The following is a 15,396-nucleotide window of genomic DNA, read 5'->3' as shown; positions in this document are numbered from 1 at the left end:
AAATCAAAAAAATGCAATTCTTTTCATCTCCTTAGATTCTCATCTATTTTAAAACAAAGCTTTCTTTTGATCTCATCGCATTACTAAATTCGTCAAACACAACATGATGTAAAGCAATACCAGCCTCGTCCGCAAACTGACAAATCGCATATAAAGCTTGAGCATAATTTTCTCCAGTTTCTAGATTATACTCAAACGTATCTATGAAACGATCAAATATCCGTCTTTGACGCTCTTCACATTTAGCAACATGCTGTTTGAATTCTTCATGATATTCATTCATTTCACGAATAGATTCCTGAAGTATTGCTGTCATCCTATCATTTTCTTCCGCATTAAGCTTTGCGTTCTTGATGATTTCACGTGTACACGTAACTACATAACTTATCGGACATTTTTGCAATGCCTTCCATTCCAGCTATCATTATATTCATCTGTGATACAGCTTCTTCTGCTTCTGCATGTATCTTCTTAGCCTCTGCTAATTTTTCCTTTCCTTTAGCCCCTGCAATAACTGCTGCCACAGCTACAATAGGAGCCACAACTACTCCGGCAAGAATCAGCTTCCCGCCTGCTATTCCTAATCCACCTGCTGCCTTGGCACCTCCACCAAACCAAGCTAATGTAGCATTAGTTTTTGCTGCACCAGAAAGGGCTGCAATAGCTGTTCCTGTTGATGCTGTTCCAAACATCATTGCTCCGCCATAAGAAGCGATACCAACCAATGCACCTGTTCCTAAAGCAGCAAAACCAGCTTTAGCAACTTCGTTAGCCGTCATAGATGCATTCTGAATATTCATAAGCATCTGCTTGGGTTCTTCATCAGAACCTATGAATTCCATGTTAGTATCGATTCTTCTATCCATCTCGACATTTTTAAATGTACCAAACGCAGTCACAAAAGTATCCATCCCCTCTGCCCAAGCGTTCACTCTAACTTTTCCTAGATTCCCCAAACGTTTAGTTGTCTGTTTCTTCTGTGACTCAAACTTATTTTTTGCGTTATCATACATTGATTGAGCCTCATTCAACAGGCTCTCTATTTCTTCTTTATGGGTAATCGGTTCTAATAGTCCCACAGCTGCCACCGCCCTCTCATTTGGTGTAATCATTAATCCAAATCAAATGTTTTCTTAATAAGCTTATCTATTACTTGAGCATCAAGACTTCCATCGTCACCATCACATGTAATAATCAAATTTTTACCCTCAATTATTCCATGTTCTGCATAATAAGCTTTCTTATTTTCCCAACGTGCCATATAACCTGGGTCTGTTGGCATGCCAATATGCTCCCAATACCAGAAAATATCATCATCGTCTGGATCATATGCAACGAAGTCTGGTCTAAACTTCTTATCGCCTACGGTAACTTCTGGCTCATAATCATAGTTAATCTTATTGCTTAACAAATGGTCTGCAATAACAACCTCCGACTTAGAACGCACAAGTTCACCACGAGTAGTTCTATGAATAAGACTATCTTCATAGAATTTATTTCCAACCTTTATGATGCTTGGCTTGTTCTCAGAATCATCCGTTCTAAGCATTCCGGCGAATAAATCAGTAAATCGTTGTGCTATATCCGAGTTCTCTGGAGACACGTATTTCATAAGAAGATGTGGATCGTCATTATAAAGCACCACTATCTTTTTCTTCTGTCTGGTAAGTGCTGTATATAACATCTCTCTTGATAAAATCCTACATGGCTCAGCCAGAATAAGAATGACTGTATCAAACTGACTTCCTTGTGATTTATGAACTGTCAGTGCGTATGCAAGTTCCAAATCATTTGTTCCGGTTTCTTCATTAAAATTTGCAAAATTATAGTAATAGCCATATCCCTTCTGTGAAGAAAACTCTACTCGCAATGAATTGTCATCAAATTTTCTGCAAGGCTTAAATTTATAGTCTCCACAACAGATACCAATCTCACCGTTTGCTATATAGTTTCTTGCCCCGTCATTCTTTGGATAAGCAGTTCCTTCCATGTTTCTGATGTTAATAACCTTATCACCATAAACAACACTTTCATGTCCCCACGGACTGGCTATATGCTTCTTATCTGCTCTTGAAAGAAGAAGTTCTTCAGCTCTATACTTTGAATGAATCAAATGATTAATATTTAGCACACCCTGTGGCATATTCTTTACAGGAGCCAATATCTGCCAAGCATCGACTGTCTCTGCACAACCTGCATTAAAGTACGACCAAGGATTACCATATTTATCTCGTACTCCGCCAAATGATTCATCAAAAGAAACTTGATCGGTAATACCATATTCATCTGCCAGAACCTCGAACAGTTTTTCTTCAAGCTCTGTATTCGTATTCCATCGTAAAAACTTTATATTTTTTCCTTCGCTCTTTACAATTTCAGTAACAATATTTCTGTCCAAATCGAAGTCAGTATCTGTAAACAACTTTGCAAATTCTACATCGAGTCGTTGACCGCCTGTTGCTTGTCGACAGTTTTCTACCAGTTCACAATAGCCATTCCTAACCTTAGGGAATTTGCTACCAAAATCATGCCTAAGTATTTTAATCAAATCAACAAAAGGTCTTCCTGCACCTATTGGAGGTAATTGATTAGGGTCTCCCACAAAGATGATTCTCTTTGCTCCACCAACTGCCTGCATAAGGCTACCGAACATTTCCTCTGTAATCATTGAAGACTCATCAACGATTACTGTTTCATACTTCTTCGTTACAGTTGCATCAGATAGCTTATATCTCATATCTTTATGGTCAAATCTATCTTCACCATACAGATACTGTGCTATATTTCTCGCATCAAACTGTTTAGCAGCCTCACCGATACTTTCCATCAATCGAACAGTTGCTTTTCCTGTAGGAGCCAAGAGCAGTACTCCACCATCAATAATATCTTGATGGCTACACAAAACAGCAAGAACAGTCGTCTTTCCTGTTCCAGCATCTCCAACGAGAACTGATATTTTTGACTCTGCTAATTCCTTAAGTGCAGCTGTTTTCTCAGTTCTTGCTCTTTCCTCACGAGCATCCCCAGACGTATCTCTAGGCTGCCCCATATTGAACAAATAATCATCCAACAACTGTCTCCAATCTGCCTGAATATCTATTCTATCGCCCTTGAGTTTCTTTCTTATTTTTCTCTCAATCTCATGGTCAAACTCTTCATAACGAGTTAGCTTATAATACTTGCTTCCATCTGTCTGTGTTTTGGCAATGATTGCATCTGTAATTTCATCCTCAATTACCGCTATATGGTCAGCAGTAACTCCACACTCTGGTTGCAAAGGTATCTCCTGCATTTTGTCAATCAAATGATTAACCGGCAGAATTGTATTCCCCAAATCTGCTGCCTGTTCCAAAGCATATACAGCCAAAGCCCTTACTCGTCTAACATCATTATCGGACTTAAGTGCAGTTGGTGCTTCAAGAGGATATTGCTCTCTTACAGATTCAACCGGAAATACCGCACGGTCTATTCTCTTTACCGAAATAGCCAATTCATCTCTTTTAAGTCTTGTGCATTCATACAAAATGTATGGATTTTTGATAATGTCTGCATCAGAAAACTTAATATCTTCTTTTAATCGCAAATTTTCCTGATATAAAGTTTCCGCCTGTGTAATAGACAAATCAAACCTTGAGAGCAACTTAAATAATGTTTTTCTTTCTTCAGGCATTTTAGCCCACACTTTACTAGTAAACTCGTCAATGCCATCTGCCAAAGTCTTACTTAAATACTTTGCTGGATTCTCAAAAACAGCATCTAATGTATCCCAAATATCATCCTCTTCACCAAGCTTGTCATAGACTTCTTTCGCAACAAGAATTCCATGTGGAACCTTAATTGCACACAGCATAGAACCTAGTCCGGGAAATGCACCTCTTTCATCCCAGACTTCATTTAGTCTTTCATCTAACCACTGAAGGACATTTGAATAATCTTCATCCAAAATTTCATTAATAATTCTGAAAGACTTTATACATGACAATAATACTTCAATCACTGCATCATAACTAACATGCTCCGTAGCGTAAGAGAATTCTGCAAATGCATCATCTGGAGCAAAAACAAATATCGACTTAACGTCAAATTCCGGATGATCAGCTGCATACTCCATTACCTTTTCATAAGGAATCAAAAAGCCATCTTGATGGTCTTCCCTTATTGAATGACTTATATGAGTTTCCCATAGCATTGAACGTAAAGAACCTGCGTTTGTATGCTTATGCTCTTTTACTTTAGAAATATTCTTTACATGACCAATACCAATAATTACTCTACCTGCATCTTCGACAAAAGGAACCTGCTTTGCATAAACAAGGCAAAGTGACTTATCAACCACAACATCTTTATAGAAATAGTTAAACACCGCCTCTTGACTTTCACCGAACTGAAGCCAATTCTTTCCTCTTGGCCATTCGCGTTCAGCATCTTCATCTATCTCAAGATTGTATTTCACATTCAAGTCGTGCATCGAGCTTTTTAACAGCCATCCAAAAGGTCTCGCACATAACGAGAACGGAGGATAAACATTTTCTGTAGGTAAAAAATGCTGATACTCTTCATATCCATAATCAACATAAGGATGCTTAACAACAGATACAAACTGTGTTGGAGACATAAATGCTGCTCCTTCACTAAGACAAGGTACATCATCTTCATGTCCTGATAAACACTTGCCGCATATACCGACTTCAATATCTTCTTTTTTTCCTTCTAGTATTCCATTCAGTTTTAAACATGCTGTATTACCACATGGATCCTGACATACTGTACCATCCCATCCATGGTCATGCCATGGAACACGTATTGATAAATGTTGAACCATTATATCACTCTCTCTTCCACACCAAATACTGTCTTTTCTATCGTTTCATGCGTTGTATCCATTTCTCTTTTCTCAATACGGAACATTTTTCCACCAAATGGAGAAAAGTCATCTCGCATAGGTTGTCCTACCAAGATATCTCTATCAGCAAGGAATAAAACTCTCTTAACCTTTTTTGATTTCAAGAGTCTCCATATTATCTGAAATGCAACTAAGGTTTTTCCTGTTCCTGTTGCAAGTACAACTAGCATTCGCTTATCACCACGAGCAATTGCTGCCAATACTCTGTTAATAGCAATCCACTGATAATAGCGTGGCTCATGGTCTCCTTCGTGATAATAATATGGAACAGAGAGCATAGTTTCTTCTTCATCAGTGAATCCACTCTCTTTTCTATATTTCTTCCATAACTCATCTGGTGAAGGGAAATCATCCAATGCAATATCTGTAGTCTCTTCTCCAGTGATTCTATCATGCATAGTAAAAGAATCACCATTTGAAGCAAACGCAAAAGGAACCTCCATAGCAATAGCATATTTTATAGCCTGTGGAAGTCCACCTAATGGCGAATGATTATTGTCTTTTGCTTCAACAATTGCTATTGGAAAATTGTTACTCATGTCCCCATAGTAAAGCAAATAATCCGCCTTATTAGCCTCACCACGAACTGCTTTCTTTCCATCAATGGTAATACGACCACTTGTAAAATAGTACTCCATACGAATGCTTGTCTTCGACCATTTTTCAAGTATAGCTGGGGTGATATAGTTTAATTTGATTTCTTCTTCAGTCATCTGACTTTTATCTATCATTGATTGTCACCCTCCTTTTCTTCCACATACTCCATGATGTCGCCAAAATCAGAATGTAATACATGACATATCCTGCCAAGGACATCTAGTGAAACTTCTTCATTCTTTCGAATACGTGTCATTGTATTTGGTGCTATATCAGCCGCCTTTCTAAGTTCAACCATAGTCACATTCTTATCTTCAAGAACCTTATATAATCTGTTATATGATACAGCCATCTCTTAAAACCTCTCACAATAAAACGATACAATTCGTTACATTACAACACTGTAATAATCATATCATCAAAAGCAAAAATTCGCAACATATTGCGACCCATATGCTGCGAATTCAAAACATCATATTATGTAATTACAGAGCCTTTTTGCCTTTTGCCATTTCGAACATAGACCTTCTCATATTATCTCGCCATTCTTTATTTGCGATGCACATTCCACCATAACAATGGTCTCGAAACATGCAAGTTTCACATATAATCTGGTCTATACTTTGCATTAACAACTCATCATCAGATGGGAGTTCATACGACTCTATTTTCTTGATGTTGTCCGGATTTCGAAGTCCAAAATCTATCATCTTACCATTGCTAGTCTTTAGATACCTGTAAACTTCTGCAAAGAAGCTAAAGCAATCTCCAACTTGGCAATCTCCAAACCCTTCCTTCGACATCCATACATGGTCTTCTTTGCCATCAAAGCATTCTCCATCCATAAACATACCGCAGACATATATTCGCTTGAAACAAATATTATCTTTATTGATTTTCTCAACCTGTCCAGCAAATTCTAAAGCTGTTTCAAAATAGCACATTTCAAACCAACCTCGCACATTTTTACCAGACCTCATAAGAATATCGAGATACTCATCATAGGTTAGTTTGTCTCCACCTACTACATCCCCCATAGAATCGGGATCAAAATCAATAGTCCCATACTCTGATTGCACACAGGTTTTTGTGCCATAAAACTCTTTCTTAAGTTTCTGCCACTTTGAATCTTTTTGTTTGTTACTCATTCTTCTACCTCCAAAAATTAGTAAGTGCTACCACTTGGCAGCCTAACATGCTAATCATGGTAGATATAAAATGCTAACATTCTTATCTACTCAACCACTAATAACACTCTTGTCTACACAACCTATTCCAAGCAATCTCATCAGCAGGCGTTTTACTATTTTTCTACGCTCATCTAAGCCATCACTCTCAGCAAGTCAAAATCTTCCGAAACCCTTTATTTCAAGCCTTTTCGAGCATATCTACAATTTCTATTTCTGTACTTTACTTAACAAACAGACACTCTCCACATGCACCGTATGAGCGAATTGGTCTACAGGCTGAACACGAGCTATCTCGTAACCGTTAGCAGCAAGATATTTCAGGTCGCGTGCAAGTGTTGCCGAGTCACAGCTCACATACACAATCCGCTTAGGATTCATTTTTACAATCGTATCAAGAAGTGTCTCATCGCAGCCCTTTCTAGGCGGATCAACAACCACAACATCAGGATTTATCCTCATTACAGACTCAAAGGAGGCAGAATCGGACAATCCAGAACTTTCTTTTGAATCAACCGGCTCATTTTCCGCTTTTTTCATATCTTCATCATAAATACGCGGCACAACCTCTTCTGCCTTGCCGACAAAAAATTCAGCATTATTAAGAGAATTGCGGAGTGCGTTATTTTTTGCATCCTCTATCGCCTGTGGAACAATCTCGACACCGTATACCTTTCGTGCCTTTGTTGCCATAAGAAGCGATATTGTTCCTATTCCGCAATACAAATCCCAGACCGTCTCATTTCCCGTAAGTTCTGCATATTCAAGAGCTTTACTATAAAGCTTTTCCGTCTGCACAGGATTGACCTGAAAAAATGAGAGCGGTGAAATTCTGAACATAATCCCGCAGATACTGTCCTCGATATAGGAATTCCCCCATATTACTGAACATTCACTGCCAAGAATAACATTAGTTCTTTCCTTATTAATGTTAATCATAATTGATGACATTCCGCTGATATCTTTTAAACAATCTACCAGCTTGTCAGCATGCGGAAGCGTTTTACCGTTTATAATAAGACAGACCATAATCTGACCGGTATGTTTTCCTGTTCTTATCAGAATATGACGGATAAGCCCCTTGTGGGACTGCTCATCATAAACGCTTATATTGTTTTCATTGATAAATGTACGGATTTTCTCAAGAATCTGTGCATTTTCAGGTGCACCGATTGCACACTTCGTATAATCTACAATACTGTGTGTTCTTCCTGCGTAAAAACCTATTACAACTTTTCCGTCCTTATTTCTTCCGACCGGATACTGTGCTTTGTTGCGGTAATTAAACGGATTCTCCATTCCTATTACAGGAAGAACTTCACAATCTGTTATTCCACCGATTCTTGCCAGATTGTCACGGACAAGCTTCTGTTTATATTTAAGCTGTGCTGAGTACGACATCTGCTGAATCTGACATCCGCCACACTGCCTTGCAACAGGGCATACAGGTTCTACCCTGTCTTTAGAAGGTGTTATTATCTCCATGAGCCTTGCATATCCGTATGTCTTTTTTGCCTTAATAACTTTGGCTTTTATAATATCACCTATAACCGCATCTTTTACAAAAAGTGTATAACCATCGGCTTTGCCTATTCCCGCACCGTCTGTTCCTATATCTTCTATTTCAATCGTAACCTGATCGTCTTTTTTTAACATAAATTCTCCTATAAGATGAATTCTTATCTACACAATTGTTCTCTTGATATTAGCATCAATCCATCTGTTGTATCCAAGCCAGTCATTTGTATCTTTCGCCTCAAGTGCCTCACGCATTGTCTCCATTTTTGCATCACAGTCATCTGCAAATGCAAGAGCAAGTGCCTCCGCTATTGCCGGTTTTTTCGGCGAACCATACTCTAGTTCACGATGATGTGCAAGTATACAATGACCTATTTCCGCTTTCAATGTTTCAGGAAATCCTTCTATCTGATTCATTTTCTGAGTAACCATCTCGTATCCCATTACAATATGTCCGAGGAAATTCCCCTCATCCGTATAATCATTTTTAGGAAATTCTGCAAGTTCCCTTACCTTACCGCAGTCGTGAAGCATTCCACAGGCAACCAGCAGATCCCTGTTAAGAAAATCATAATTTGATGCAATTTTATCACACATTCTTGTCACACTAAGGCTGTGCTCAAGAAGTCCGCCTGCAAATCCGTGATGAACAGACTTTCCGGCTGCAACTGACTTGAATTTTCTGATAAAGTCCGCATCATCCACAAAAAATGCTTTTAAGAGTGATGAAATATATGTATTTTTAATACTTCCCGCAAACTGAAGAAGCTCTTTATACATATCATCAATATTAAAACGGCTGCTTGGAATATAATCAGATTCAATATATTCACCCTCGTCAGCCTTTCTGATTCTGTCAATCTTTAACTGTAATGCTCCATTGAAACTTGTAACCTGTCCTGTAACCGCAACATAATCAAGTGCATCGAAGTCACTTATTCCGCCTGAATTAGGGTCCCAGATTTTAGAATCAAGCTGACCTGTCTTATCCATAAGCATAACATTTTCATACTCTTTACCCGCTTTTGTTGTCGCAGTCGATTTTGACTTGCAAAGATATACCTCACTTATTCTTTCACCATCTTTTAAAGTCTCAATATAACGCATTTTCTTTTACCTATTCCTTCTTTAAAATATTTACTCATTATTTTCACAAAAATCCACCGGAACATACCGTTATCTCACAGAAAGCACAACGGAAAAATTAAGTTCCCTGTACTCATCGCGTCCGGCTCTTTTGACTGTCAGTGTGATATTCTCACCATTCACACACCGATATAGTTTCTCACTAAATGACTGAATTGTCAAAACACTATTTCCATTCAAAGCAGTAATAATATCACCGCATTGAAGTCCTGCCTCAAAAGCCGGCGAGTCCATAATCACATCTGTAATATAGACTCCCAGCGGAAGCTTATATCTTTCAGCTGTAACTGATGTCACATTAGTGCTTTTTATTCCAAGATATATAATCTCAGGGCTTGCTGAAAGTGTCTCAATAAGAGGTTTTAAATCAGATAATCCAACCGCCTGAAATTTCATCATATCACCTGATGGTCTTGCAATTCCTACAACATTGCCGCCTTTGTTAAATATATAACAATAGTCGCCATATGATGGAATAATATCAATACTCATCATCTCAAATGTATTATCGACACTGCTCTCATCTGTAATCTGTGTAATATTTCCAAATTTTGTCTGTCCTGTACTTCCATTTATGCGTCCTATTGCAATAACAGGGTCATTTTCCTTCATCTTATACGAATTGCCAAGCACAGCCACCTGTATATCAGCATCTGAAGCTGCTTTAATTGAATCTTTCTGTACTGACAACAATGAAACTTTACTGTATGAATCACTGCCGATAAGCTTTGCCTCTCCATATGCACCGCCATTAAATCCTGCTTTGACAGCCATATCATAATTATTCAAAACACATGAATCAGCTATTATAATATATGCATTATTTATATCACCTATTATAAGACCTACTGAATCATTCATTCCTGTATTCTGGCTGCCATCATTTTCAAATATCACCATGCACTTTGATGCTTCTTCATTAATCTGTGCCGTCGATTTTATCTCCAGTCTGTCAGTATCTGCCTGATCCTGGCGTACATTGTTAAGACTGCCGTCAACGGAATCATCTATATATTGGTCTTTTTTTAACTCAAGTGAAACAGCTGGCTCATTGTTTCCATTTACCTTTTTATCAAAATATGGATACAATAATACAATTACGGCACATGCAATTACTCCGAATATAACTGCACCGCCAAGAAACTTCAAAAAACTGAACAGCTTTTTATACTTAACTTTAGGATTAATAATTATTCTTTCCGTATATAAAGGAAACTCTTCCTGTGCTTCCTTCTCATCTCTTCCATTATAATCCATACGAAACAAAACTCCGTTCTAAAGTATTTTCCTAACTATGAGAAACACGCTCACAATTCCAAACTTATTTTATTATAATAAATAAATATGAACATTCTATGACATACTTGTAAATTAATATTACCAGAGTACCTGACACAACAATGCTTATAGCTTTTTTTAGCTGAATGATGTAAAATAATTATATTAAACAGATTTTGAATGGAGAATTTAAATAATGGATTACAAGTCACTTAAAACACTTGAATATCATAAAATTATAGAAAAATTATCATCTTATGCCGGCAGTGAAGCTGCCAGAAAAATGTGTGCTGATTTAAAGCCCATGACTGATATTAACTCAATTAACGACGCACTTACACAGACAAGCGATGCACTCTCCAGAATATATGCAAAAGGCAGTGTATCATTTTCGGGAGTTACTAATATTATTGACAGCATTAAGCGTCTTGAGGTCGGAAGCACGTTAAATACACACGAACTTCTGAATATAAGTGCAGTTCTTACTACTGCCGCAGCTGCAAAATCGCATTACGAGGAAACTAACGATTCACTCACAGATTATTTCAACTCACTTGAACCTCTTACACCACTCAATACACAGATTAAAAACTGTATTATTTCCGAGGAAGAAATAAGCGATGACGCAAGCGGCACTCTGCGTGACATCCGCCGCCAGATGCGTATTTCGGCAGACCGTATTCACACTGAACTTAATAAAATTCTCAATTCACCGTCAACAAGATCGTGTCTGCAGGATTATGTCATAACCATGCGTCAGGGCAGATATTGCCTTCCCGTAAAGGCCGAATACAAATCACAGATTGCCGGAATGATTCATGACCAGTCTGCAACCGGCTCAACAATTTTTATTGAACCGGCAGCTGTCGTTAAGTTAAATAATGACATTCGTGAGCTTGAACTTAAAGAACAGGCCGAAATCGAGCGTATTCTTGCAGCACTCAGTGCTGAAGCATCCGCATATACAGATGAATTGCAATCGGATTACACTATCCTTGTCACACTTGACTTTATATTTGCAAAAGCACAGCTGTCTAAGTTTTACAAATGCAGCTGTCCTATAATGAACACTGATAAATACATTAATATCAAAAAAGGCAGACACCCTCTTATTCCGGCAAAAACTGTCGTTCCAATTGACATTTATCTGGGAAAAGATTTTAACCTGCTTATCGTAACAGGTCCTAACACAGGCGGTAAGACTGTTTCTTTAAAAACAGTCGGACTTCTCACTCTCATGGCACAATCAGGACTTCATATTCCTGCCATGGACCACTCACAGATTGCCGTATTTGATAATATTTTTGCAGATATTGGTGATGAACAAAGTATTGAACAGAGCCTTTCTACATTTTCATCACATATGACTAACACTGTAAGCATTTTAAAGGAAGCTGACGAAAACAGCCTTATACTTTTTGATGAAATTGGTGCCGGTACTGACCCGACAGAAGGTGCAGCACTCGCAATTGCAATTTTATCCGACCTTCACAACAAAGATATAACAACGATGGCTACTACACATTACAGTGAAATAAAGGTATTTGCACTTACAACGGAAGGCGTGGAAAATGCAAGCTGTGAATTCGATGTTGCAACGCTTTCACCTACTTACAGACTTTTAATTGGTGTTCCGGGAAAAAGTAATGCATTTGCAATTTCAAGAAAACTCGGTCTTCCATCTTATATAATTGATGATGCATCAAGCCGTATTGACGCAAACGATATTCACTTTGAAGATCTGCTCACAGACCTTGAAAACAGCCGTATAACAATAGAAAAAGAGCAGGCTGAGATAAAAGAATACAAAGACCAGATACGCAGACTCAAAGCAGAAGCTGCTGCCAAATCAAAGCGTCTCGATGAAAGAACAGATAAGATTATCCGTAAAGCCAATGAAGAAGCTGCAGAAATCCTGCGTGAAGCAAAAGAATATGCCGACGAGACAATAAAGACTATGAACAAACACGGCATGAGCGTAAAAGAGCTTGAAAAGCAAAGAAGTGCTGTCCGTGACAAAATGAATAAAAGACAGGAAAAACTCGCAGTTAAGACTACTGCACCAAAGTCGCACAAGCCTGTATCTGCCGCAGAATTAAAAGAGGGCATGCATGTACGCGTACTCAGCATGAATGTAATCGGCACAATTCTTTCTGCACCGAATCCAAAAGGTGAAGTAACAGTTGGTGTTGGAAGTCTTACAACCAAGACCAAAGTAAACAATCTGGAAATTGTAACAGGATACAAAGACCCCGAAGAAAAGACTACAATAAAAACAGGCGGCTCAAGCCGCATAAAGATGTCAAAATCAGCTTCAATCTCACCGGAAATCAACCTTTTAGGACTTACCGTTGACGAAGCTGTTGCAAAACTTGACAAATATCTTGATGATGCATACATTGCAAAAATCGCACAGGTACGTATTGTCCACGGAAAAGGAACAGGTGCATTAAGAAATGGTGTTGCAAGCTACTTAAAAGGTGTTCCATATGTAAAATCATTCCGTCTTGGCGAAGTCGGTGAAGGTGATGCCGGCGTTACAATCGTAGAATTCAAATAAAAAGCAAATAATAAAGGAGGCTTTAGCATGGCAGTTAAACAAAAAATACTCATTGTTGATGATGATGAAAATATTGCGGAACTTATATCTTTGTATCTTACAAAAGAATGTTTTGAGACAAAGATAGTATATGACGGCGAATCTGCACTGGAACAGGTTAATATATTCAAACCGGATCTGATACTTCTCGATCTTATGCTTCCCGGCATTGACGGTTATCAGGTATGCCGTGAAATCAGAAAAACAAACAATATTCCTATAATCATGCTCTCAGCAAAGGGTGAGACATTCGATAAAGTTCTCGGTCTTGAACTTGGTGCTGACGATTACATGATAAAACCATTTGAGACAAAAGAGCTTGTCGCACGTGTTAAAGCCGTACTCCGACGTTACCAGCAGCCGGCAGCCACATCCGTCCCAGAAAAGCCATCACAGGTTGTTGAATATCCTGACCTTACAATCAATCTTGGCAATTATTCTGTGCTTTATTATGGCAAAAACGTTGAAATGCCTCCAAAAGAACTTGAACTGCTCTACTTTCTCGCCTCATCTCCTAATCAGGTATTTACGAGAGAGCAGCTTCTTGACAATATATGGGGATATGAATATATCGGTGATACAAGAACAGTAGATGTACATATCAAGCGTATCCGTGAAAAAATCAAAGACCATGCACATTGGGCAATAGATACAGTATGGGGCATCGGCTACAAATTTGTTACAAAATAATGGAGTATATCATATGAAATTTAATCTATTAACCAAATATATTCTCATATATGTTTCCGTTGCAATTATAGGTTTTGTAGGTGTAACTGTCATATCATACAAAATAGATTACAATCGTGTATATTCAGAACAGACTGAAAACATGTACCGGCAGGCAGTATCAATAGCTGCCGAATTTGCCCCGGACTACTTCAGCAATGACAAATTGAAGATCATACAGCTTGAACTTCATACAATAACCGAACTTGACCATTCAAGAATCATGTTTGTTGACATGGATGGCAATGTAATACTTGACACACAATACAACAATATGAATGAAGAAGTTGACGAAAATGGTATCCTGTATACAATCAACAATTTTGATGTAAGTAAGCTTGGTACCAATCACTCAATGAATGGTAACTTCTATGGTGTATTTACAGAAAAAAATGTTTCCGTATTCGCACCTATTACAAATAAATTTGTCATGAAAGGCTATGTCGTTGTACATATGCCGGAATCTGTTATAACAGACCGTGTGTATACAACATTCAACACTAACTATATAACACTTCTCATAATACTTGTTTTAAACTCAGCTTTTATCATACTGTATATTATACATATACATAATCCTCTGAAAGACATTACCAATGCCATCAAAGAATATGGCCGCGGTAATCTTTCATATAAAGTTGCTGTCGGACATAATGACGAGATTGGACAGCTCTCTGCTTCGCTTAATTACATGGCAACACAGATTAATGAGATGGACCAGTTCCAGCAGAAGTTCCTTTCAAATATTTCACACGACTTCCGCTCACCGCTCACATCAATCAAGGGTTATCTCGAAGCGATTGCTGACGGAACTATTCCACCGGAAATGATTAATAAATATATCAATATTGTGCTGTTTGAAACTGACCGCCTTACAAAACTTACAAGTAATATCCTTACGTTAAACGAACTTGACCCCAAATCAGTTCGTCTCGACATAAGCAGCTTTGATATTAATGCTCTTATAAAACATACAATAGAAACATTTGAGGGAACCTGCAAAAAGAAAAAAATCCAGTTCCAGCTTACTTTTTCCGCAGAAAAAGAACTGGTCAGTGCTGATAAAGTAAAAATCGGACAGGTTATTTACAATCTTGTAGATAATTCTATCAAATTCAGTTCAGAAAACTCAAATATATTTATTTCAGTTAAAGAAAAAGGTGAAAAAGCCTATATTTCAGTAAAAGATTCCGGTGCCGGTATTTCCAAAGAAAATATTGACAGAATCTGGGACAGATTTTACAAGTCAGATTCATCCCGCGGACGTGATAAAAAAGGTTCTGGTCTTGGTCTGTCAATCGTAAAAGAGACACTTCTGGCACATAATGAAAATATTGACGTAATCAGTACAGTCGGCGTCGGAACAGAATTCATATTCTCACTGCCAATTGCAAAATCAGCTGAAAACACTTAAAAACAGTCTGAAACAACAAAAAGCA

General features: G+C 38.0%; 12 protein-coding genes. 3 read left to right on the top strand and 9 right to left on the bottom strand.

All coding sequences use genetic code 11. The features are described 5' to 3' along the window. Positions 1-43: 43 nt before the first annotated feature. The 9 genes from WMO38_RS09055 to WMO38_RS09015 all read right to left on the bottom strand — a co-directional run bounded on the left by WMO38_RS09055 (position 44) and on the right by WMO38_RS09015 (position 10,608). Positions 44-316 carry a hypothetical protein gene (locus WMO38_RS09055; protein ID WP_349162331.1) on the bottom strand — a complete coding sequence of 91 codons (273 nt, stop codon included), beginning with the start codon at positions 314-316 and terminating at the stop codon, positions 44-46. Between the two features lie 43 nt (positions 317-359). Continuing rightward, positions 360-1,079: a hypothetical protein gene (locus tag WMO38_RS09050; protein WP_349162330.1), complete on the bottom strand. Its 720-nt coding sequence runs from the start codon at positions 1,077-1,079 to the stop codon at positions 360-362. A gap of 32 nt (positions 1,080-1,111) precedes the next feature. Then, on the bottom strand, positions 1,112-4,822 hold the full coding sequence (locus tag WMO38_RS09045; protein WP_349162328.1) for an AAA family ATPase: 3,711 nt from the start codon (positions 4,820-4,822) through the stop codon (positions 1,112-1,114). Beyond that, positions 4,822-5,634 (bottom strand): DEAD/DEAH box helicase family protein, encoded by an 813-nt coding sequence (locus tag WMO38_RS09040; RefSeq protein WP_349162326.1) that lies wholly within the window; start codon positions 5,632-5,634, stop codon positions 4,822-4,824. Before WMO38_RS09040 ends, WMO38_RS09045 begins: the two co-directional genes overlap by 1 nt. Beyond that, a complete protein-coding gene (locus WMO38_RS09035) occupies positions 5,631-5,852 on the bottom strand; it encodes a helix-turn-helix domain-containing protein (RefSeq protein ID WP_349162324.1) in 222 nt (73 codons plus the stop codon). Before WMO38_RS09035 ends, WMO38_RS09040 begins: the two co-directional genes overlap by 4 nt. Positions 5,853-5,985: 133 nt before the next feature. After that, on the bottom strand, positions 5,986-6,648 hold the full coding sequence (locus WMO38_RS09030) for a hypothetical protein (protein WP_349162323.1): 663 nt from the start codon (positions 6,646-6,648) through the stop codon (positions 5,986-5,988). A 249-nt stretch (positions 6,649-6,897) separates the two neighbouring features. Then, complete coding sequence (gene rlmD / locus WMO38_RS09025; protein WP_349162322.1) at positions 6,898-8,343, bottom strand: 23S rRNA (uracil(1939)-C(5))-methyltransferase RlmD; 1,446 nt, start codon at positions 8,341-8,343, stop codon at positions 6,898-6,900. A gap of 27 nt (positions 8,344-8,370) precedes the next feature. Beyond that, positions 8,371-9,312, bottom strand: a complete 942-nt coding sequence (locus WMO38_RS09020; RefSeq protein ID WP_021865195.1) for a 3'-5' exoribonuclease YhaM family protein — start codon at positions 9,310-9,312, stop codon at positions 8,371-8,373. Positions 9,313-9,381: 69 nt separating this feature from the next. Further along, entirely contained in the window at positions 9,382-10,608 is a 1,227-nt protein-coding gene (locus WMO38_RS09015; RefSeq protein WP_349162321.1) for a S1C family serine protease, read from the bottom strand. A gap of 217 nt (positions 10,609-10,825) precedes the next feature. Between WMO38_RS09015 and WMO38_RS09010 the strand changes: the two genes are divergently transcribed. From WMO38_RS09010 to WMO38_RS09000, 3 genes are read left to right on the top strand one after another with little or no spacing between them, the layout of a single operon-like run. Continuing rightward, positions 10,826-13,189, top strand: coding sequence for an endonuclease MutS2 (locus tag WMO38_RS09010; protein ID WP_349162319.1), 2,364 nt, complete (start codon positions 10,826-10,828; stop codon positions 13,187-13,189). A 27-nt stretch (positions 13,190-13,216) separates the two neighbouring features. Continuing rightward, positions 13,217-13,918 carry a response regulator gene (locus tag WMO38_RS09005; protein ID WP_021865198.1) on the top strand — a complete coding sequence of 234 codons (702 nt, stop codon included), beginning with the start codon at positions 13,217-13,219 and terminating at the stop codon, positions 13,916-13,918. A gap of 13 nt (positions 13,919-13,931) precedes the next feature. Beyond that, positions 13,932-15,371 (top strand): ATP-binding protein, encoded by a 1,440-nt coding sequence (locus WMO38_RS09000; protein WP_349162316.1) that lies wholly within the window; start codon positions 13,932-13,934, stop codon positions 15,369-15,371. The last annotated feature ends 25 nt before the right edge of the window (positions 15,372-15,396 follow it).

Source organism: Lachnospira hominis (ex Hitch et al. 2025), assembly GCF_040096395.1.
Lineage (GTDB): Bacteria > Bacillota > Clostridia > Lachnospirales > Lachnospiraceae > Lachnospira > Lachnospira hominis.
This window is presented reverse-complemented; position numbering and strand designations above follow the sequence as displayed.

Coding starts and splice junctions, on each gene's coding strand:
- WMO38_RS09020 (WP_021865195.1), bottom strand. CDS start 9,312: ATGCGTTATATTGAGACTTTAAAAGATGGTGAAAGAATAAGTGAGGTA.
- WMO38_RS09030 (WP_349162323.1), bottom strand. CDS start 6,648: ATGAGTAACAAACAAAAAGATTCAAAGTGGCAGAAACTTAAGAAAGAG.
- rlmD (WP_349162322.1), bottom strand. CDS start 8,343: ATGTTAAAAAAAGACGATCAGGTTACGATTGAAATAGAAGATATAGGA.
- WMO38_RS09015 (WP_349162321.1), bottom strand. CDS start 10,608: ATGGATTATAATGGAAGAGATGAGAAGGAAGCACAGGAAGAGTTTCCT.
- WMO38_RS09040 (WP_349162326.1), bottom strand. CDS start 5,634: ATGATAGATAAAAGTCAGATGACTGAAGAAGAAATCAAATTAAACTAT.
- WMO38_RS09045 (WP_349162328.1), bottom strand. CDS start 4,822: ATGGTTCAACATTTATCAATACGTGTTCCATGGCATGACCATGGATGG.
- WMO38_RS09000 (WP_349162316.1), top strand. CDS start 13,932: ATGAAATTTAATCTATTAACCAAATATATTCTCATATATGTTTCCGTT.
- WMO38_RS09055 (WP_349162331.1), bottom strand. CDS start 316: ATGACAGCAATACTTCAGGAATCTATTCGTGAAATGAATGAATATCAT.
- WMO38_RS09010 (WP_349162319.1), top strand. CDS start 10,826: ATGGATTACAAGTCACTTAAAACACTTGAATATCATAAAATTATAGAA.
- WMO38_RS09035 (WP_349162324.1), bottom strand. CDS start 5,852: ATGGCTGTATCATATAACAGATTATATAAGGTTCTTGAAGATAAGAAT.
- WMO38_RS09005 (WP_021865198.1), top strand. CDS start 13,217: ATGGCAGTTAAACAAAAAATACTCATTGTTGATGATGATGAAAATATT.